This is a genomic window from Kitasatospora sp. NPDC036934, from assembly GCF_055608425.1.
Map to the genome: position 1 here is coordinate 21,390 of NZ_JBVJQR010000004.1, position 19,105 is coordinate 40,494.

15 protein-coding genes are annotated in these 19,105 nt (G+C 72.8%); 8 read left to right on the forward strand and 7 right to left on the reverse strand.

What is annotated here, in order from left to right:
* Positions 1–163 precede the first annotated feature (163 nt).
* Entirely contained in the window at positions 164–1,168 is a 1,005-nt protein-coding gene (dapD, locus tag ACZ7BZ_RS07505) for a 2,3,4,5-tetrahydropyridine-2,6-dicarboxylate N-succinyltransferase (RefSeq protein WP_470357566.1), read from the reverse strand.
* Between the two features lie 141 nt (positions 1,169–1,309).
* Here dapD and ACZ7BZ_RS07510 point away from each other — a divergent pair, with 141 nt between their 5' ends.
* The 3 genes from ACZ7BZ_RS07510 to argF all read left to right on the forward strand — a co-directional run bounded on the left by ACZ7BZ_RS07510 (position 1,310) and on the right by argF (position 6,767).
* Positions 1,310–2,962, forward strand: coding sequence for a 3' terminal RNA ribose 2'-O-methyltransferase Hen1 (locus ACZ7BZ_RS07510; protein ID WP_470357567.1), 1,653 nt, complete (start codon positions 1,310–1,312; stop codon positions 2,960–2,962).
* Positions 2,959–5,577, forward strand: a complete 2,619-nt coding sequence (locus ACZ7BZ_RS07515) for a polynucleotide kinase-phosphatase (protein ID WP_470357568.1) — start codon at positions 2,959–2,961, stop codon at positions 5,575–5,577. Before ACZ7BZ_RS07510 ends, ACZ7BZ_RS07515 begins: the two co-directional genes overlap by 4 nt.
* Positions 5,578–5,765: 188 nt before the next feature.
* Positions 5,766–6,767, forward strand: coding sequence for an ornithine carbamoyltransferase (argF, locus tag ACZ7BZ_RS07520; RefSeq protein ID WP_470357569.1), 1,002 nt, complete (start codon positions 5,766–5,768; stop codon positions 6,765–6,767).
* Between the two features lie 64 nt (positions 6,768–6,831).
* On the opposite strand, the gene ACZ7BZ_RS07525 is transcribed toward argF, so the two are convergent.
* The 5 genes from ACZ7BZ_RS07525 to ACZ7BZ_RS07545 form a co-directional block, all read right to left on the reverse strand.
* On the reverse strand, positions 6,832–7,365 hold the full coding sequence (locus tag ACZ7BZ_RS07525) for a superoxide dismutase family protein (RefSeq protein WP_380461369.1): 534 nt from the start codon (positions 7,363–7,365) through the stop codon (positions 6,832–6,834).
* 67 nt (positions 7,366–7,432) lie between these two features.
* A complete protein-coding gene (locus ACZ7BZ_RS07530) occupies positions 7,433–7,834 on the reverse strand; it encodes a type II toxin-antitoxin system VapC family toxin (protein ID WP_380461370.1) in 402 nt (133 codons plus the stop codon).
* A 51-nt stretch (positions 7,835–7,885) separates the two neighbouring features.
* Positions 7,886–8,920 carry a hypothetical protein gene (locus tag ACZ7BZ_RS07535; protein ID WP_470357570.1) on the reverse strand — a complete coding sequence of 345 codons (1,035 nt, stop codon included), beginning with the start codon at positions 8,918–8,920 and terminating at the stop codon, positions 7,886–7,888.
* Between the two features lie 24 nt (positions 8,921–8,944).
* On the reverse strand, positions 8,945–9,463 hold the full coding sequence (locus ACZ7BZ_RS07540) for a SigE family RNA polymerase sigma factor (protein ID WP_470357571.1): 519 nt from the start codon (positions 9,461–9,463) through the stop codon (positions 8,945–8,947).
* Between the two features lie 120 nt (positions 9,464–9,583).
* Positions 9,584–9,955, reverse strand: a complete 372-nt coding sequence (locus ACZ7BZ_RS07545; RefSeq protein WP_470357572.1) for a hypothetical protein — start codon at positions 9,953–9,955, stop codon at positions 9,584–9,586.
* 30 nt (positions 9,956–9,985) lie between these two features.
* Here ACZ7BZ_RS07545 and ACZ7BZ_RS07550 point away from each other — a divergent pair, with 30 nt between their 5' ends.
* The 4 genes from ACZ7BZ_RS07550 (at position 9,986) to ACZ7BZ_RS07565 (ending at position 15,543) form a co-directional block, all read left to right on the forward strand.
* Positions 9,986–11,032: a hypothetical protein gene (locus ACZ7BZ_RS07550; RefSeq protein WP_470357573.1), complete on the forward strand. Its 1,047-nt coding sequence runs from the start codon at positions 9,986–9,988 to the stop codon at positions 11,030–11,032.
* A complete protein-coding gene (locus tag ACZ7BZ_RS07555; protein ID WP_470357574.1) occupies positions 11,029–11,187 on the forward strand; it encodes a hypothetical protein in 159 nt (52 codons plus the stop codon). Before ACZ7BZ_RS07550 ends, ACZ7BZ_RS07555 begins: the two co-directional genes overlap by 4 nt.
* Before the next feature lie 222 nt (positions 11,188–11,409).
* Positions 11,410–14,055, forward strand: a complete 2,646-nt coding sequence (acnA, locus tag ACZ7BZ_RS07560) for an aconitate hydratase AcnA (RefSeq protein ID WP_470357575.1) — start codon at positions 11,410–11,412, stop codon at positions 14,053–14,055.
* 165 nt (positions 14,056–14,220) lie between these two features.
* Positions 14,221–15,543: a glycoside hydrolase family 18 protein gene (locus ACZ7BZ_RS07565; protein WP_470357576.1), complete on the forward strand. Its 1,323-nt coding sequence runs from the start codon at positions 14,221–14,223 to the stop codon at positions 15,541–15,543.
* A gap of 72 nt (positions 15,544–15,615) precedes the next feature.
* On the opposite strand, the gene pepN is transcribed toward ACZ7BZ_RS07565, so the two are convergent.
* A complete protein-coding gene (gene pepN, locus ACZ7BZ_RS07570; protein ID WP_470357577.1) occupies positions 15,616–18,207 on the reverse strand; it encodes an aminopeptidase N in 2,592 nt (863 codons plus the stop codon).
* Positions 18,208–18,392: 185 nt separating this feature from the next.
* On the opposite strand from pepN, the gene ACZ7BZ_RS07575 reads away from it, so the two are divergent.
* Entirely contained in the window at positions 18,393–19,067 is a 675-nt protein-coding gene (locus ACZ7BZ_RS07575) for a mycothiol-dependent nitroreductase Rv2466c family protein (RefSeq protein WP_470357578.1), read from the forward strand.
* Positions 19,068–19,105 lie beyond the last annotated feature (38 nt).

Genomic DNA, 19,105 nt, shown 5'->3' on the forward strand with positions numbered 1-19,105 from the left:
CTGTGGCCCCCGTCGTCCTTGCGGCCTCAACCGGCCTCAACCGGCCTCAACCGGCCTCAACCGGCCTCAACCGGCCTCAACCGGCCTCAACCGGCCTCAACCGGCCTCGACGGGCCGCAACGGGCCTCGACCGGCCGCCGGCCCAAGGGCCTTGGCCCGGAGGTCAGTTGTGGGCGTGCAGGTCCGCGTTCAGGCCGCCCCAGGAGCCGGAGCGGGCGATGACCTCGACCGCGCCGGTCTGCGAGTTGCGGCGGAACAGCAGGTTGTCCTGGCCGGACAGCTCGACGGCCTTGGCCACGCTGCCGGCCGGAGTGGTGACCCGGGTGCCGGCGGTGACGTACAGGCCGGCCTCGACGACGCAGTCGTTGCCGAGCGAGATGCCGATGCCGGCGTTGGCGCCGAGCAGGCAGCGCTCGCCGACGGAGACGACCTGCTTGCCGCCGCCGGAGAGGGTGCCCATGATCGAGGCGCCGCCGCCGATGTCGCTGTGGTCGCCGACGACGACGCCCGCGCTGATCCGGCCCTCGACCATAGAGGTGCCGAGGGTGCCGGCGTTGAAGTTGACGAAGCCCTCGTGCATCACGGTGGTGCCGGCCGCGAGGTGCGCGCCGAGCCGGACGCGGTCGGCGTGGGCGATGCGCACGCCGGTCGGGGCGACGTAGTCGGTCATCCGCGGGAACTTGTCGATCCCGTAGACGGCCAGCTGGCCGCCCTGGGCGCGGACGGCGAGGCGGGCCTGCTCGACCTTGTCCACCGGGACGGGGCCGATGCTGGTCCACGCGACGTTGGCGAGCAGTCCGAAGATGCCGTCCAGGTTCTGGCCGTGCGGCTGGACCAGGCGGTGGCTGAGCAGGTGCAGGCGCAGGTACAGGTCGTGGGTGTCGAGCGGCTTCTCGTCCAGCGAGGCGATGGTGGTGCGCACGGCGACCACCTCGACGCCGCGGCGGGCGTCGGCGCCCAGGGCGTCGGCCGCGCCGGCGCCGAGCTCGGCCTCGGCCTGCTCGGCGGTCAGGCGCACGGTGCCGGCCGGGCCGGGCTCGGTGGCCAGCGCGGGGGCGGGGTACCAGGTGTCGAGGACGGTGCCGTCGGCGGCGATGGTGGCCAGACCGGCGGCCACGGCGCCGTTCGCCGGGGAAGTGGATTCGAGCGAGGTGGATTCAGCAGTCACACGGTGCACGTTAACCAATGCGGGGCTCCGCTGCCGAACACGCCCAGGGTCCGGACGCGGCGGACGGACCCGCAGGCCGGCCGCCCACCGGGCCGGAAATTGCGGTGCCCGGACGCCTCTCGCTGGACGATACTCGGCCGGGTGTTCATGTCGATTTCCACTACCGGCAGCGCCGAGAGCCCGGCGACGGATCTCGGGTTCCTGCTGCACAAGCACCCCGGCAAGGTCCAGCGGTTCACGACGTCCCACGGCGAGGCCCACGTCTTCTACCCCGCGGCGGGGGACGAGGTCTGCACGGCGGCGCTGCTGCTGGACATCGACCCGATCGCCCTGGTCCGCAAGGGCCGGGGCAGCGGCCGGGGGCGGGGCGGTTCGCCCGACTTCGCGCTCTCGCAGTACGTCAACGACCGCCCGTACGCCGCGTCCTCGCTGCTCGCGGTGGCGCTGCGGACGGTGTTCCGGTCCGCGATGAAGGGCGACTGCCCGGCCCGCCCTGAGCTGCCGGGGCTGCTCCGCCCGTTGCGGATCGAGCTGCCGGCGGTGCCCGCGAACGGTGCGGGCGATGGCGGTGGCCCGGCCATGGTGGCCCGACTGTTCGAGCCGCTGGGCTGGCGGGTGGAGGCGTCGGCGGTCCCGCTGGACGAGGCGTTCCCGGAGTGGGGCGAGTCCCGTTACGTGCGGGTGGTGCTCGCCTCCGAGACGGTGCGGCTGGCCGAAGCGCTGCAGCAGCTGTACGTCCTGCTGCCGGTGCTGGACGGTGCGAAGCACTACTGGGTGGCCCCGGACGAGGTGGACAAGCTGCTCGCCGCCGGTGAGGGCTGGCTGGCGGCCCACCCCGAGCGCGCCCTGATCGTCCGGCGCTACCTGTCCCGCCGCTGGTCGCTGACCCGGGCCGCGATGGAGCGCCTGGAGCTGGCCCGGCTGGCGGAGGCGGACGACCGCGAGGTGGAGGAGATCGACAACGCGGTCGACGACCGGCCGGACGAGGAGACCGTCGACACCACCGAGCACGCCGAGCCCCGCCCGCCGTCCCTCGCCGAGCAGCGCCGCGCCGCGATCCTCACCGCCCTGCGTGACACCGGCGCGGCCCGGGTCGCCGACCTCGGCTGCGGCCAGGGCGAGTTGATCGGCGAGCTGCTGAAGGACGCCCGGTTCACCGACATCCTCGGCGTGGACGTGTCGGCACGGGCGCTCCAGGCGGCGAACCGCAAGCTGCGCCTGGAGCGGTTGCCCGAGCGGCAGGCGGCCCGGGTGACGCTGGCGCAGGGTGCGCTGACGTACACCGACGCCCGGCTGAAGGGCTACGACGCGGCGGTGCTGTGCGAGGTGATCGAGCACCTGGACCTGCCGCGGCTGCCCGCGCTGGAGTACGCGGTGTTCGGCGCGGCCCGGCCGAAGGCCGTGGTGGTCACCACGCCCAACGTCGAGTACAACGTCCGCTGGGAGACCCTGCCGGCGGGCGGCGCCCGGCACGCCGACCATCGTTTCGAGTGGTCCCGCGCCGAGTTCGGCGCCTGGGCGGAGAAGGTCGCGGCGGGGTACGGCTACACAGTGGAGCTGCGCCCGGTCGGGCCGGAGGACCCGGAGGTCGGCCCGCCGACCCAGCTCGCCCTGTTCCGCATCGACCCCGGCACCAACCCCGGCACCAACCCCGGCACCACCACCGACCCCCGCACCAGCACCAGCACCAACCCCGGCACCACCACCGACCCCCGCACCAGCACCAGCACCAGCACCAACCCCGACACGACGCCCGAGACCACCACCCCACCCGAGGGAGGCACGACCCGATGACCCACGACGCGACCCGCGACCCCGCCCCGGCCCAGCCCGGGAGCACGCCCGCCCCCCGCCGCCTCCCGGTCACCGACGTCTCCCTGGTCGTCCTGATCGGCACCAGCGGCGCGGGCAAGTCCACCTTCGCCCGCCGCCACTTCCTGCCCACCCAGGTGGTCTCCTCCGACTTCTGCCGCGGCCTGGTGGCCGACGACGAGAACGACCAGTCGGCGTCCGCCGAGGCCTTCGACCTCCTGCACCACATCGTCGGCAAGCGCCTCGCGGCCGGCCGCCTCACCGTGGTGGACGCCACCAACGTCCAGCCGGAGGCCCGCCGCCAGTTGGTGGCGATCGCCCGTGCCCACGACGTGCTGCCGATCGCGATCGTGCTGGACGTCCCGCCGGGCGTGTGCGCCGAGCGCAACCGCTCCCGCCCGGACCGCCAGCTGCCCGCCCACGTCGTGCCGCGCCAGCACCGCGAACTGCGCCGGTCGCTCAAGGGCCTGGAGCGCGAGGGCTTCCGCAGGGTGCACGTGCTGCGTGGCGAGGCGGAGGTGGCGGCGGCCGGGATCGAGCTGGAGAAGCGCTACAACGACCTGCGCCACCTCTCCGGCCCGTTCGACATCGTCGGTGACATCCACGGCTGCCGTTCCGAGCTGGAGACGCTGCTGACCCGGCTCGGCTACTCCCTCACCCGGGACGCCGAGGGCCGCCCGGTGGACGCCGTCCACCCCGCGGGCCGTACCGCCGTGTTCGTCGGCGACCTGGTCGACCGCGGCCCGGACACCCCGGGCGTGCTGCGCCTGGTGATGGGCATGGTGGCGGCCGGCCACGCGATCTGCGTGCCGGGTAACCACGAGAACAAGCTCGGCCGGGCGATGGACGGCAAGAAGGTCACCGTCTCGCACGGCCTCCAGGAGTCGCTGGACCAACTGGCCGGGGAGTCAGAGGAGTTCAGGGACGAGGTGCGCGCCTTCATGCGCGGCCTGGTCAGCCACTACCTGCTGGACGGCGGTGCCCTGGTGGTCTGCCACGCCGGCCTGCCGGAGCGGTACCACGGCCGCAACTCCGGCCGGGTGCGCTCGCACGCGCTCTACGGGGAGACCACCGGCGAGACCGACGAGTACGGCCTGCCGGTGCGCTACCCGTGGGCGGAGGAGTACCGCGGCCGGGCGCTGGTGGTCTACGGCCACACCCCGGTGCCGAGCGCGAGCTTCGTCAACAACACCATCTGCCTGGACACCGGCTGCGTGTTCGGCGGCAGTCTGACCGCGCTGCGCTACCCGGAGCGCGAGCTGGTGAGCGTCGAGGCGGAGCGGGAGTGGTACGCCCCGGTGCGTCCGCTGATCACCGACGCGCCGGGGGCCCGCGAGGGCCGTCCGCTGGACCTCGCGGACGTGGCCGGCCGCCGGACGGTGGAGACCGGTCTGCTCGGGCGGGTCGCCGTCCGGGAGGAGAACGCGACGGCCGCGCTGGAGGTGATGAGCCGCTTCGCGCTGGACCCGCGGCTGCTCGCCTACCTGCCGCCGACGATGGCGCCGAGCCCGACGTCCCGCCGGGAGGGGTATCTGGAGCATCCGGAGGAGGCCTTCTTCGCCTACCGCGCGGACGGCGTGCGGCACCTGGTGTGCGAGGAGAAGCACATGGGCTCGCGCGCGGTGCTGCTGGTGGCCCGGGACGGCACCGCGTTGGAGCGGCGCTTCGGGCTGGCGGGCCCGGGTGCGATCTGGACCCGGACCGGACGGGCCTTCCTGGACGACGAGGAGTTGACCGCCGCGGTGCTCGGCAGGGTCCGGTCCGCGGCCGAACGGGCTGGCCTGTTCAAGGAGTTGGGTACCGACTGGCTGCTGCTGGACGCCGAGTTCATGCCGTGGTCGCTGAAGGCGGTGGAGCTGCTGCGCCGCCAGTACGCCGCGGTCGGCGCGGCGGCCGGCGCCGCCCTGCCGGAGGTGCTGTCCGCACTGGAGCAGGCGGCCGCGCGCGGGCTGGAGCTCGGAGAGCTGACCTCCCGCCAGCGCCGCCGCGTCGCCGACGCGCGGGCGTTCACCGAGGCGTACCGGCGCTACTGCTGGCCGACGGAGGGGCTGTCGGGCATCCGGCTCGCACCGTTCCAGCTGCTGGCCGCCGAGGGGGCGAACCTCGCGGTGCGCCCGCACGACGAGCACCTGGCCCGGATCGACCGCCTGGTGGAGGCCGACGACCCGGCGGCCCCCGTGCTGCACCGCACCGGGCGGGTCCTGGTGGACGTCGAGGACGAGGCCTCGGTGGGCGCCGCGACCGCCTGGTGGGAGGAGCTGACGGCGGCGGGCGGCGAGGGCATGGTGGTCAAGCCACTGGCCTCGGTGGTGCGGACGGTGCGCGGCGAGGGCCGTCCGGGCGGCCTGGTGCAGCCGGGGGTGAAGGTCCGCGGCCGGGAGTACCTGCGGATCGTCTACGGCCCGGACTACACCGAGCACCTGGAGCGGCTGCGGATGCGTTCGCTGGGCCACAAGCGTTCGCTGGCGCTGCGCGAGTACGCGCTGGGCCTGGAGGCGCTGGACCGGCTGGCGGCGGGGGAGCCGCTGTGGCGGGTGCACGAGCCGGTGTTCGCGGTGCTCGCGCTGGAGTCGGAGCCGGTCGACCCGCGCCTGTGACCGCCCGGCCCGCCTCGGCGGGCGCGGGTGACGAACGCCGCCGGGTACGGGTGATGAAGGGGGAGTCCCGCTCGGGGATCCCCCTTCATCACCACCACTCTGTATAGAAATTCCGAGCGTCGTATACACTTGCCGCTTTCCGGCAAGTACCGCACGTACCACCAGTACCGTCACCCCAGGAGCCCGGCATGGCCTTCAACCTCCGGAACAGGCACTTCCTCAAGGAGCTCGACTTCACGCCCCAGGAGTTCCGCTTCCTGGTGGACCTCGCGGCCGGGCTCAAGGCGGCCAAGTACGCGGGCACCGAGCAGCCCCGGCTGCGCGGCAAGAACATCGCGCTGATCTTCGAGAAGACCTCCACCCGGACCCGCTGCGCCTTCGAGGTCGCGGCCCACGACCAGGGCGCCCTCACCACCTACCTGGACCCGTCCGGCTCGCAGATCGGCCACAAGGAGTCGGTGAAGGACACCGCCCGGGTGCTCGGCCGGATGTTCGACGGCATCGAGTACCGCGGCCACGGCCAGGAGATCGTCGAGGAGCTGGCCGAGTACGCCGGCGTCCCGGTCTGGAACGGCCTGACCGACGAGTGGCACCCCACCCAGATGCTGGCGGACGTGCTCACGATGACCGAGCACAGCACCAAGCCGCTGACCGACGTCGCCCTCGCCTACCTCGGCGACGCCCGCTCCAACATGGGCAACTCGCTGCTGGTCACCGGCGCACTGCTCGGCATGGACATCCGGATCGTCGCCCCGCGGGCCCTCTGGCCGGCCGAGGAGGTGAGGAAGGCGGCGCAGGAGCTGGCCGAGAGCACCGGCGCCCGGATCACCCTCACCGAGGACGTGGCCCAGGGCGTGGCCGGCGCCGACTTCCTCTACACCGACGTCTGGGTCTCGATGGGCGAGCCCAAGGAGGTGTGGGCCGAGCGGATCGCGCTGCTCAAGCCGTACCAGGTGTCCATGGACACCGTCCGGGCCACCGGCAACCCGGACGTGAAGTTCCTGCACTGCCTGCCGGCCTTCCACGACCTCGGCACGGTGGTCGGGCGGCAGATGCACGAGGCGACCGGCATGACCGAACTGGAGTGCACCGACGAGCTGTTCGAGTCGGCGCACTCCATCGTGTTCGACCAGGCGGAGAACCGGCTGCACACCATCAAGGCGGTCCTGGTCGCCACCCTCGGTTCCTGACGCGGGCCACCGTGCCGCCTCCCGAGGACGGCCGGACGACCGGATGGCCGGACGACCGGACGGGTTAACGCGCCAGCTTGACGCAGCCCACCCGGTCGCCCGCCGCGTGCGGACCGGCCGGGGTGCCCGCGTGCAGCACCAGCGAGCGGGCCTCGCCGGGCCGCGGCTGCCAGTCGACGACGGCCGTGGCGGTGCCCCGGCCCTGCCCGTCGGTGCGCAGCACCAGCCGCAGTTCGTTGCGGTCGTTGGCGTAGGCCGGGTCGGTGGACGGCTGCACCGGGTCGACCACGTCCTGGTAGTGCGGCCCGGAGGCGGCCGGGTCGGCCCCGCAGTCGCCGGTGTGCAGGTGTGCCGGGAACTCGTGGTCGGGGGCGAGCCCGGCCACCGTCAGGGTGAGTACCGTACGCCCGGGCTCCGAGCGGTCGGTGACGATCCGGGCGTGCGAGCCGTACGGCACCAGGTCGTCGGCGTAGCTGATCGCGGTCGGTGGGACGAAGGCCGTCGCCGGGTCGAAGGCGGCCTCCTGGACGGAGACCGGCGAGGCGGCGGGGACGAGCAGGGCCAGCGGCAGCAGGGCGGCGGCGAACGGAGCGGGCATCGGTGCGGGCCTTCCACGGGCGGGGCGACGGTCGTCCTGCTCAACGCCGTCGGCCGCAGGTGGACACTCAGTCGCGCGGGATCCCGCGGATCTCGCAGCGCGGCCCGCTGGCCCGCATCAGCCGCAGGTCGCCGGTGACCAGCGGCGCCCCGTAGCGCTCGGCGACGGCGACGTACGCGGCGTCGTCCGGGGTCAGGTTGTCCTTGAGCTCCCAGATCCGGCCGAGCAGCGGTGCCACCTCGACCTTGCGGAAGGTCACCGCGGCCAGTTCGACGGTGAGTTCGGCGACCCGCTGGGCGGTCAGTTCCTTGGCCAGGTGGAGGCCGCGCAGCGACTGCATCACCTCGATCACCAGGTGCTCGGGCGCCGTCCAGTCGTCGTCGGCGGCGAGTTCGGCCCGGGCGCGGTCCCCGCGCGGTCCCCGGTCGGCGAGCGCCAGCACCAGCGCGGACGCGTCCACCACGATCATCGTCGGCCCCCTCTGCCCGTCACCACAGCGGCCACCGTACCCGGCCGGTCCTCACCTGGTGGAGCCGGGCGGCGGGGTGGCCGGGGCGGACGGGGTGGCCGGGGCGGACGGGGTGTTTCCCGGTGAGTCGTCGTGGAACGGCCGGATCGTCCGCTCGGCCTGTTCCGCCTCCTCGGGGGTGATCCACTCCTTCAGCTCGGGGGACATCGCGGCGGCCTTCAGCTGGTCGAGGCTGAGCGGCAGCCCGTCCCGGACCACCTGGACCTTGGCGTAGCCGGCGACCGGAGCCGTGTTGATGGCGCTGACCGTCACCCTGGCCTGGTCGGGGCGCAGCAGGCTGGCCTCGCGGGAGAGGACGTCTCCCACGGTCCGTTCGGTGAGCAGCAGTCGGCCGCCGTCCGGGAGCACGCTGTCGGAGCAGTAGCGGAACTGGCCGCCGCGGTTGACCACGGCGCAGCTCAGCAGGTCGTTCTGGTCGGGGTGGCCGCCGGTCCGGAGGTGGTCGCCGAGGCCGCCCTCGATCATGATCCGGACGTCGGCCGGGCCGGCGCCGTCGTCGTAGAGCGTGGTGGCCATGACCAGGGCGCTTCCGGGGTCCGCGGCGTTGGACTTGATCAGCGAGGAGTGGCCGGCGTAGCCCGAGGTCCGTCCGCCGGGGGGCAGTGCCCGGGTCAGGGCGGCCAGCGCGGCGCGGCCGGTCAGGACCACCTTGCCGGTGTGGGGGCCGCTGCCCGGCAGGGGCTTCTCGGTGGTCTCGTCCGAGTACTGGAGCGGCTGGGGGAAGCGCCGGCTCGGGGTCGGTGCGGCGGGGGAGGCGGTCGGTCCCTGGGAAGCCGGGGAGGAGGCGGTGGCCGCCCCGGCCGCGGCCGGGGTGCCGTGGTCCGTCCGTAGTGCGACGGTGCCGCCGACGGCGAGTGCGGCCACCGCGGTGACGGCGCCGGCGACGGTCAGCCGGCGCCGGCGGCGGATCGAGCGGCCCTGCCGGCCACCGGCGGCGATCAGCGGGCCGAGGTCGGGGCCGAGGCCGCCGACCGCCCGTTCGAAGGCGTCGGACAGCTTTCCGCCGTCCGCGTCCGGTTCATTCATGGTCGGGTTCCTTTCCGGCTGGGGTCAGACGAGTTGTTCGGCGGCCTGCGGCCCGAGCACCGCGCGCAGCCGCTTGAGGGCGCGCAGCGACTGGGCGCGGACCGCGCCCGCGCTGACGCCCAGTTCGGCGGCGCTCTCCTCGACGCTGCGGTCCTCCCAGTAGCGCAGGACGAGTACCGCGCGGTCCCGGGGCGGCAGTTCGGCGAGCGCGTTGAGCAGGGTGATCCGCAGGGCCGGGTCGTCGCCGGGTGCGATGCCTTCGGGCAGTTCGCCGAGGGCGGGTCGTTCGCCGTTGCGGCGCAGCCGCCGGTGGGAGAGGTAGCTGCGCACCAGGGTGCTGCGGGCGTAGGCGTCCTGGTTGTCGGCCCGGCGGACCTTGGGCCAGGAGGCGTAGAGCTTGGCGAGCGTCACCTGGGTGAGGTCCTCGGCGAGGTGCCAGTCGCCGCACAGCAGCAGCGCGGTGCGGAAGAGCCGTTGCCCCCGGCTGTGCGCGAAGCCCTCGAACTCCGCCCTCTCCTCGGCCCGTCGGTTCTTCCCGATCACCGCTGTCCCCTCGTGCCCCGTGTGCGGGCGCTCCCGCCCCCTGTGCGGGCGTTGCCGCCCCCTGTGCCCGACTGGACGCGTGAGCCCGGCGTCCGCGTTACGGCGTCGCCGGTACGGGTTTCACCCTCCGAGCAACGGACCGAGCGACGTCCCGGCCAGCAGTCCGGCCAGTAGTGAGGTGGCGTTGGCGGTGCCGGAGGCGATCCAGGGCAGTGGGTCACGCGGGCGCAGTCCGGCGGCCGGGCACAGCAGCAGTGCCTCGACGGCGCAGACCGCGGTCTCGCTGAGCGCGAAGCAGCTCCAGTACGCTGCGGCGGGCCCGTCGGTCCAGTGCCGGAGGGTCCACCAGAGCAGCGGGTGCGTCACCAGGTTGACGAGCACGCCGGCCGCGACGGCCCGGCCGGGGCGCACGTGTCCGATCCGGACGAGGGCGGCGGTGTAGACGGGCGTCTCGGTCAGCAGCGTGAGGGCGAGGGCCACCGGGTAGCGCACGGCGGGGATCGTGTCACGGGGAGGAGGAGCATGGCGAGCGCGGGGATCGGGGCGGGTGCCGGGGCGGGGCCGTGGCCGGCGCCCGGTCCGGGGATCCGGTTGGGCGGGGTGCCGTTCGCGGGGTTCGCGTTGTCGGCGGCGCTGGCGCTGGTGCTGGCGCTGCGTGCGCCGACCGGTCTGGCGGTGCTGGGCCTGGCCGCCTTCGGGCTGCTGCACAACGTGCTGGAGCTGCGTTACGTGGTGGGGCGGTTCGCCGCGGTGCTGGCCGGTCCGCTGCTGCGGCTGCTGCTGGCGCTGGTGACCGGGATCGTGGTGTGCCGGCTGCTGCCGGCGTCGCGGTGGTCCCAGTCGGCGGAGATCCTGCTGGCGTACGGTCTGCTGGCGGCGGCCTGCTGGTACGGGCTGCGCGGTCGGCCGTGGCTGCTGGCGGCGGCCGGGGTGGGGCTGGTGGGGGCGGGCGCGGCGTCGCTGGCGTTCCCGGCGTACCACTTCGTGGTACTGGCGCACCTGCACAACGTGGTGCCGCTGCTGTTCCTGGTGGAGTGGTCGCGCAGGCTGGCCCGGGGGCGCGCGGCGTTCCTGGTGCTCCAGTCCGTCTGGGTGCTGGTGGTGCCGGCGCTGCTGTTGAGCGGGCTGCTGGACGGGTTGCTGTCCCAGCGCCCCGGGGGCTGGACGGACCGGCTGGCGGCGGTCTACACCCCGCCGGGCTGGTCGACGCCGCAGGTGGGGCTGCGCTTCCTGGCGGTGTTCGCGTTCCTGCAGACGATGCACTACGTGGTCTGGGTGTGGTTCCTGCCCCGGTACGCGCCGGAGGCGGCGGAGTGCTTCGAGGCCCGGGTGCCGGGTCTGCGGGGCGGGCGGGCCTGGGCGCTGGGTGCGGGTGCGGGGGCGCTGCTGGCCCTGTTGTTCGCCGTGGATTACGCCCAGGGCCGCTCGGTGTACGCCGCGCTGGCCAGTTACCACGCGTATCTGGAGTTCCCGGTGCTGCTGACGCTGGTGCTCGGTCTGGGCGCGGAGCGCGGCCCGGCGCCGGGACCGGAGCAGGTGCGGAGCGGACGAAAGGAGGTGAAGGTATGAGGACGACGGCCCTGCTGGCCGACATCGCCCCGGCGCCGACCGGCGGTTCGGGCGGTGAGCTCGTGGTGGTGCTGTTGCTGGCAGCGGCGATCGTGGCGGGAGCGGTCTGGCTGATCCGGCTGGAGCGCAAGCGTCGCGGTCCGGGCGGCCGCTGACCTGCGTCGCCGCCCGCCGGGGCATGCCTGCGGTGGTGCTGGCGGCCGCATGCACTATGGTTTATCTCGACATCGAGATAACTGCCCCTTACGATATATCTCGACATCAAGATACTTGCCGAGAGGCCTCGCCGGTGATGCGGCAAGGCAAGCCTAAGTAAGGCTGACCTTACCACCGCGTGGCTGCCGGATATAGCACGAAGCACCCAGAAGGAGTCAGTCGTGTCCGCGAACAGCTTCGACGCCCGCAGCTCGCTGCAGGTGGGCGACGAGTCGTACGAGATCTTCAAGCTCTCCGCCGTCGAGGGTTCCGAGCGGCTGCCCTACAGCCTCAAGGTGCTGCTGGAGAACCTGCTCCGCACGGAGGACGGCGCCAACATCACCGCCGACCACATCCGCGCCCTCGGCAACTGGGACGAGAACGCCCAGCCGAGCCAGGAGATCCAGTTCACGCCCGCGCGCGTGATCATGCAGGACTTCACCGGCGTGCCCTGCGTGGTCGACCTGGCCACCATGCGCGAGGCCGTCAAGGAGCTGGGCGGCGACCCGGCCAAGATCAACCCGCTGGCCCCGGCCGAGCTGGTCATCGACCACTCGGTCATCGCCGACAAGTTCGGCACCAAGGACGCGTTCACCCAGAACGTCGAGATCGAGTACGGCCGCAACAAGGAGCGCTACCAGTTCCTGCGCTGGGGCCAGACCGCCTTCGACGAGTTCAAGGTCGTCCCGCCGGGCACCGGCATCGTCCACCAGGTGAACATCGAGCACCTGGCCCGCACCGTCATGGTCCGGGGCGGCCAGGCCTACCCCGACACCTGCGTCGGCACCGACTCGCACACCACCATGGTCAACGGCCTGGGCGTGCTGGGCTGGGGCGTCGGCGGCATCGAGGCCGAGGCCGCGATGCTCGGCCAGCCGGTCTCCATGCTGATCCCGCGCGTCGTCGGCTTCAAGCTGACCGGCGAGCTGCCGGCCGGCACCACCGCCACCGACCTGGTGCTCACCATCACCGAGATGCTGCGCAAGCACGGTGTGGTCGGCAAGTTCGTCGAGTTCTACGGCGACGGCATCGGCTCCATCCCGCTGGCCAACCGCGCCACCATCGGCAACATGTCGCCGGAGTTCGGTTCGACCTGCGCGATCTTCCCGATCGACGCCGAGACCATCAACTACCTGCGTCTGACCGGCCGCGACGAGCAGCAGCTCGCCCTGGTCGAGGCCTACGCCAAGGAGCAGGGCCTCTGGCACGACCCGTCGGTCGAGCCGGTCTACTCCGAGTACCTGGAGCTGGACGTCTCCACCGTCGTCCCGTCGATCTCCGGCCCGAAGCGCCCGCAGGACCGCGTGATCCTGGCGGAGGCCGCCGAGCGCTTCGCCGAGGCGCTGCCGACCTACTCCGCCGAGGCCTCGAAGCCGACCGCCGTCACCGCCCCCGACGGCTCGACCTACGAGATCGACAACGGCGCGGTCGTGATCGCCTCGATCACCTCCTGCACCAACACCTCCAACCCCTCCGTCATGCTGGGCGCCGCCCTGCTGGCGAAGAAGGCCGTGGAGAAGGGCCTGCACGTCAAGCCCTGGGTCAAGACCACCCTGGCGCCCGGCTCCAAGGTCGTCATGGACTACTACGAGAAGGCCGGCCTGCTCCCGTACATGGAGAAGCTGGGCTTCAACCTGGTCGGCTACGGCTGCGTCACCTGCATCGGCAACTCGGGCCCGCTGCCCGAGGAGGTCTCGGCCGCCGTCAACGAGTCCGACCTCGCGGTCGTCTCGGTGCTCTCCGGCAACCGCAACTTCGAGGGCCGGATCAACCCGGACGTCAAGATGAACTACCTGGCCTCCCCGCCGCTGGTGGTCGCCTACGCCCTCGCCGGCAACATGAACATCGACATCACCAGGGACGCCCTGGGCCAGGACGCCGACGGCAACGACGTCTTCCTCGCCGACATCTGGCCGACCGAGCAGGAGGTCGCCGACACCGTCGCCGGCTCCATCGACGAGGCGATGTTCGACAAGGGCTACCAGGACGTCTTCGCCGGTGACCACCGCTGGCAGTCGCTCCCGGTCCCGACCGGCAACACCTTCGAGTGGGACGCCGAGTCCACCTACGTCCGCAAGCCCCCGTACTTCGAGGGCATGGCCAAGACCCCGAGCCCGGTGACCGACATCGCCGGCGCCCGCGTCCTGGCCAAGCTGGGCGACTCGGTCACCACCGACCACATCTCCCCGGCCGGCAACATCAAGCCGGGCACCCCGGCGGCGCAGTACCTGACCGCCAACGGCGTCGAGAAGCGTGACTTCAACTCCTACGGCTCGCGCCGTGGCAACCACGAGGTCATGATCCGCGGCACCTTCGCCAACATCCGCCTGCGCAACCAGATCGCGCCGGGCACCGAGGGCGGCTACACCCGCGACTTCACCCAGGCCGACGCCCCGGTGTCGTTCATCTACGACGCCTCGCAGAACTACCAGGCCGCCGGTGTCCCGCTGGTCGTCCTGGCGGGCAAGGAGTACGGTTCCGGCTCGTCCCGCGACTGGGCCGCCAAGGGCACCGCACTGCTCGGCGTCAAGGCCGTCATCGCCGAGTCCTACGAGCGCATCCACCGCTCGAACCTGATCGGTATGGGCGTCCTGCCGCTGCAGTTCCCGGAGGGCGAGAACGCCGAGTCCCTCGGTCTGACCGGCGAGGAGACCTTCTCCTTCACCGGTGTGACCGAGCTCAACGAGGGCCGCACCCCCAAGACCGTCAAGGTCAAGGCCGGTGACAAGGAGTTCGACGCGGTCGTCCGCATCGACACCCCCGGTGAGGCGGACTACTACCGCAACGGCGGCATCCTGCAGTACGTGCTGCGCTCGCTGATCGGCTGAGTTCCAGCGCCCTGAGAGGGGGCCGGACCGCACTGCGCGGTCCGGCCCCCTTTTGCATGCCGCGCCGGACCCGGATGCCCCCTTGTGCGCACCCGGGCCCATGGACTAAACCTCTGTGCCATCTGGTCCAGACCATTTGACGCCGCTTTAGAGAACAGGTCCGGTATGCCCACTCGCACCTCAGCCCTGCTCGCCGCCGCCACCGCCGCCGTGCTGCTCGCGTCCCCCGCCACCGCCCACGCCGCCGACGGCCGGCCCGGGCACGGGCCCAGGCTGAAGGGCCAGCGGGTCGGCTACTTCACCCAGTGGGGCGCCGACAGCTCCGCCAAGCGGGTCCAGGACTCCGGCCAGGCCGCCAAGCTGACCGTGGTCAACTACGCCTTCGGCAACGTCTCCGCCGACGGCACCTGCTTCGCGAGCGACGACGCCGGCCAGGGCGACGCCCGCGACGACTACCAGCGCTCCTTCTCCGCCGCCGAGTCCGTCGACGGCGTGGCCGACACCCCGGACCAGCGGCTCAAGGGCCACTTCAACCAGCTGCGCAAGCTCAAGGCGAAGAACCCGCAGCTGCGCACCGTCATCTCGCTGGGCGGCTGGAGCTGGTCCAAGTACTTCTCGGACGCGGCCGCCACCGACGCCTCCCGCAAGAAGTTCGTCTCCTCCTGCATCGACCTCTACCTCAAGGGCGACCTGCCGGTCCTGGCCGACTCCCCGGAGGGCGGCGCGGGCGCGGCCGCCGGCGTCTTCGACGGCATCGACATCGACTGGGAGTACCCGGGCGGCGGCGGGGACGCCGGCAACGTGGTCCGCCCCGAGGACGGCCACAACTACACCCTGCTGATGCGGGAGTTCCGCACCCAGCTGGACCGGCTGAGCGCGGCCGAGGGCAAGAAGGGGCGGCACTACCTGCTCACCGCCGCCGTCGCCGCCAACGAGACCGTCGCCGACCGGCTCGAACTGCCCGAGCTGAGCAGGTCGGTGGACTGGCTCAACCTGATGGCCTACGACCTGCACGGCCCCTGGGAGGGCAAGGGCCCGGCGAACCACCAGGCCAACCTCTACCCCGACCCGGCCGATCCGGACCCGCGCCGCCGCAGCGCGGACAGCGCCGTCACCCACTACCAGGAGCGCGGCCTGCCCTCCGGGCAGCTCGTCCTCGGCGCCCCGCTCTACGGCCACGGCTGGACCGGCGTCGCCCCCGGGACGCGCGGCGGCCTCTACCGGAGCGCCACCGCCGCCGCGCCCGACCACTCCTACCAGGAGCTCAATGCGCTGCCCGGAAAGGTGTATCTGGACCGCGACCACGGCGCGTCCTGGAAGTACGACGGCACCGCCTTCTACAGCTACGACACCGCCGAGGTGCTCACCCAGAAGGCCCGCTACGCCCGCTGGAACGACCTGGCCGGGGTGATGGTCTGGTCGCTGGACGGCGACGACGCCCGGGGCAGTGCGATCGCCGCCCTGGACCGCGGCCTGCGCCGGGACTGACCTGCGCCCCCCGCTCCCGGGGAACGCGCGAGGGCCCGCCGAAGCGCGGTCGGCGGGCCCTCCACGGCGGTGTCAGACCCGGTCGCAGGCCTGCGCCCGCAGCGCCCGGGCGAGGTCGTCCCGGCGCTCCAGCACCAGCCGGCGCAGGGCCGGCGCGGCCTGCGGGTGGCCGTCCAGCCAGGCGTCCGCCTCGGCCAGGGTGTGCTCGTCGGTCTGGGCGATCGGGAAGAACCCGCCGACGATCCGCATCGCGATCTCGATGGTCCGCTCGGCCCAGACCTTCTCCAGCAGCTTGAAGTACGGCGCCGCGTAGAGGGCGGTCAGGTCGCGCTGGGCGGGGATGGCGAAGCCCGCGCTGTTGGCCTCGACCAGGGCGCTCGGCAGCTCGTCCGAGTCGATCACGGCCGACCAGGCGGCGGCCTTGGCCTCCGGGGTCGGCCGGGCGGCCAGGCACTGGGTGTACTGGTGCTTGCCGCCCGCGGTGTTGTCGGCGGCCAGCTCCCCGGCCAGCTCCTCGTCGCCGGCCTGTCCGGCGGCGGCCAGCGCCAGCCAGAGCGACCAGCGCAGGTCCTGGTCGACCTCCAGGCCGTCGATCCGGGCGCTGCCCGCCAGCAGGCCGCGGACCAGCCCGAGGTGCTCGGCGCCGCCCGCGGTCTGGGCCAGGAAGCGGGCCCAGGCGAGCTGGTGGTCGCTGCCGGGGACGGCGTCGCGCAGCTCGCGCAGGGCGCCGTCGGCGAGCTGCCGGGCGCCCTCGGCGCGCCACTCGGGGGCGGCGTACAGGTCGACGGCGGTCCTGGACTGGGCGTGCAGCGACTGCAGCACGCCGATGTTGCCCTCCTGGCCGGCGAAGCGCAGCACCAGGGCGACGTAGTCGCGGGCCGGCATCAGGCCGTCCCGGGTGAGGTTCCAGACCGCGGACCAGGCGAGCGCCCGGGCCAGCTCGTCGCGGATCTCGCCGAGGCCGGTGCGCAGGGTCTCCAGCGAGGCGTCGTCGAAGCGGATCTTGCAGTAGGTCAGGTCCTCGTCGTTGAGCAGGACCAGGGCCGGGCGTCGGCGGCCGACGGCCCCGGCGACGACGGTGCGGGCGCCGGTGACGTCCAGCTCGATCCGCTCGGTGCGCACCAGGGCCCCGTCGGCGTCCCGGTCGTACAGGCCGACCGCGATCCGGTGCGGGCGCAGTACGCCACCCGACGGAGCCGCAGGATCGTCCGCGTTGTCCTGGAGCACGGCCAGTTCGGTGATCCGGCCCTCGGCGTCGGTGGTGACCTGCGGGGTGAGCGCGTTGACCCCGGCGGTCTGCAGCCAGGCGGCGGCCCAGCTCTTCAGGTCGCGCCCGCTGGTCTCCTCCAGCACGCCCAGCAGGTCGCCCAGTTCGGTGTTGCCGAAGGCGTGCTGCTGGAAGTAGCGGCGGGCGCCCTGGAAGAAGGCCTCCGAACCGACGTACGCGACCAGCTGCTTGAGGACGGAGGCGCCCTTGGCGTAGGTGATCCCGTCGAAGTTGAGCTTGGCGTCCTCGAGGTCGCGGATGTCGGCGGTGATCGGGTGGGTGGTGGGGAACTGGTCCTGCCGGTAGGCCCAGGCCTTGCGCTGGTTGGCGAAGGTGACCCAGGCGGAGGAGTACCGGGTGCGGGCGCCGATCAGCGCGTAGGAGCCCATGAAGTCGGCGAAGGACTCCTTCAGCCACAGGTCGTCCCACCAGCGCGGGGTGACCAGGTCGCCGAACCACATGTGCGCCATCTCGTGCAGCACGACGTTCGCGCGGGCCTCGTAGGCGGCGTCGGTGACCTTCGAGCGGAAGACGTACTCCTCCTTGAAGGTCACGCAGCCCGGGTTCTCCATCGCGCCGATGTTGTACTCGGGGACGAAGGCCTGGTCGTACTTGCCGAAGGGGTACGGGAAGTCGAACTCCTCGTGGAAGAAGTCGAGTCCGAGCTTGGTGACGCCGAGGATCTCCTCCGCGTCGAAGTGCGGGGCGAGCGACTTGCGGCACAGCGCGGAGAGCGGGATCTCCAGGGTGGTGCCGTCGGCGAGTTCGCGGCTGTAGTGGTCGGTGACGACGTGGTACGGGCCGGCCACCACGGCGGTGAGGTAGGTGGAGATCGGCTGGGTCGGCGCGAACTCCCAGGTGCGGGCGCCGTCCTCCTCGGTCACGCTGCTGTGCACGGCGTTGGAGCGGACGTCCCAGGCCGCCGGGGCGGTCACCGTGAAGGTGAACGGGGCCTTCAGGTCGGGCTGTTCGAAGTTCGCGAACACCCGGCGGGCGTCGGCCGGCTCGTAGTGGGTGTAGAGGTAGGTCTCGCCGTCGGCCGGGTCGACGAAGCGGTGCAGGCCCTCGCCGGTGCGGCTGTAGGCGCAGTCCGCCTCGACGGTGAGGACGTTCTCGGCGGCCAGTCCGTCGACGTGCACCCGGGCGCCGTCGTAGGCGGTGGCCGGGTCCAGGGCACGGCCGTTGAGGGTGATCGAGCGGACGGCCGGGGCGAGCAGGTCGAGGAAGGTGCCGGCGCCGGGCCGGGAGCAGCGGAAGGCGACGGTGGTGGTGGAGCGGAAGGTCGCGGCCGTCGGGTCGGGGGCCGAGGTCAGGTCGAGCCGGACCCGGTAGTCGTCGACGGCCAGGACGCCGGCTCGCTGCTGCGCTTCCTCGCGGCTCAGGTTCTTGCCCGGCACGGCGGTACTCCTTTGTCCGGCTCGCACGGTGGTGCGTGTGTGAGGGGTGCGGTTCCGTGTGCGGTGTGCGCCGCGCACGCAGGGGGCATCCTTTCACGCCGCTCCCGACCGGTACCATTGCACAGGTCGCCGCGTCCGGGCCGGAATCAGAGGCCTCCCGCGGGTGTTGGGAACCGGTTGGGGCGATGCCCCGCTGCCTCGGAACACCTCACGAAGGACGAGACCCAGTGACGACTGCCGCTGAGCGCAAGACCGCCGATTTCTGGTTCGACCCGGCCTGCCCGTGGGCGTGGATGACGTCCCGCTGGCTGATCGAGGTCCAGCAGCTGCGCCCGGTCGACGTGAACTGGCACGTGATGAGCCTGTCGGTGCTCAACGAGCACCGCGACCTGCCGCAGACCTACCGCGAGCTGCTGGACAACGCCTGGGGCGCGGTGCGGGTGTGCGTCGCGGCCGCCCAGCAGCACGGCGAGGAGGTGCTGGGCCGGCTGTACACCGAGCTGGGCCTGCGCTTCCACAACCAGGGCCTGCCGCAGAACCGGGAGACCATCGAGGCCGCTCTGGTGGCCGCGGGCCTGCCGGTCGGTCTGGCTGACGCGGCGGACACCGACGCGTACGACGAGGCCCTGCGCGCCTCCCACAAGGAGGGCATCACCCTGGTCGGCGAGGACGTCGGCACCCCGGTGATCGCGGTCGAGGGCGTGGACGGCGAGCGGGTCGCGTTCTTCGGCCCGGTGGTCACCCCGGCCCCGAAGGGCGAGGCCGCGGCCCGGCTGTGGGACGGCACCCTGCTGGTGGCCTCCACTCCGGGCTTCTACGAGATCAAGCGCACCCGTACGGCGGGCCCGTCCTTCGAGTAACGGCCAGAGACGCACGCACGCACGGGAAAGGGCCCGGT

What these genes read in the sequence shown, in the direction of transcription:
- ACZ7BZ_RS07565 (WP_470357576.1), top strand. Translation starts at nt 14,221, where the DNA reads ATGCCCACTCGCACCTCAGCCCTGCTCGCCGCCGCCACCGCCGCCGTG.
- ACZ7BZ_RS07575 (WP_470357578.1), top strand. Translation starts at nt 18,393, where the DNA reads ATGCCCCGCTGCCTCGGAACACCTCACGAAGGACGAGACCCAGTGACG.
- ACZ7BZ_RS07535 (WP_470357570.1), bottom strand. Translation starts at nt 8,920, where the DNA reads ATGAATGAACCGGACGCGGACGGCGGAAAGCTGTCCGACGCCTTCGAA.
- ACZ7BZ_RS07555 (WP_470357574.1), top strand. Translation starts at nt 11,029, where the DNA reads ATGAGGACGACGGCCCTGCTGGCCGACATCGCCCCGGCGCCGACCGGC.
- ACZ7BZ_RS07550 (WP_470357573.1), top strand. Translation starts at nt 9,986, where the DNA reads ATGGCGAGCGCGGGGATCGGGGCGGGTGCCGGGGCGGGGCCGTGGCCG.
- argF (WP_470357569.1), top strand. Translation starts at nt 5,766, where the DNA reads ATGGCCTTCAACCTCCGGAACAGGCACTTCCTCAAGGAGCTCGACTTC.
- ACZ7BZ_RS07525 (WP_380461369.1), bottom strand. Translation starts at nt 7,365, where the DNA reads ATGCCCGCTCCGTTCGCCGCCGCCCTGCTGCCGCTGGCCCTGCTCGTC.
- ACZ7BZ_RS07530 (WP_380461370.1), bottom strand. Translation starts at nt 7,834, where the DNA reads ATGATCGTGGTGGACGCGTCCGCGCTGGTGCTGGCGCTCGCCGACCGG.
- ACZ7BZ_RS07515 (WP_470357568.1), top strand. Translation starts at nt 2,959, where the DNA reads ATGACCCACGACGCGACCCGCGACCCCGCCCCGGCCCAGCCCGGGAGC.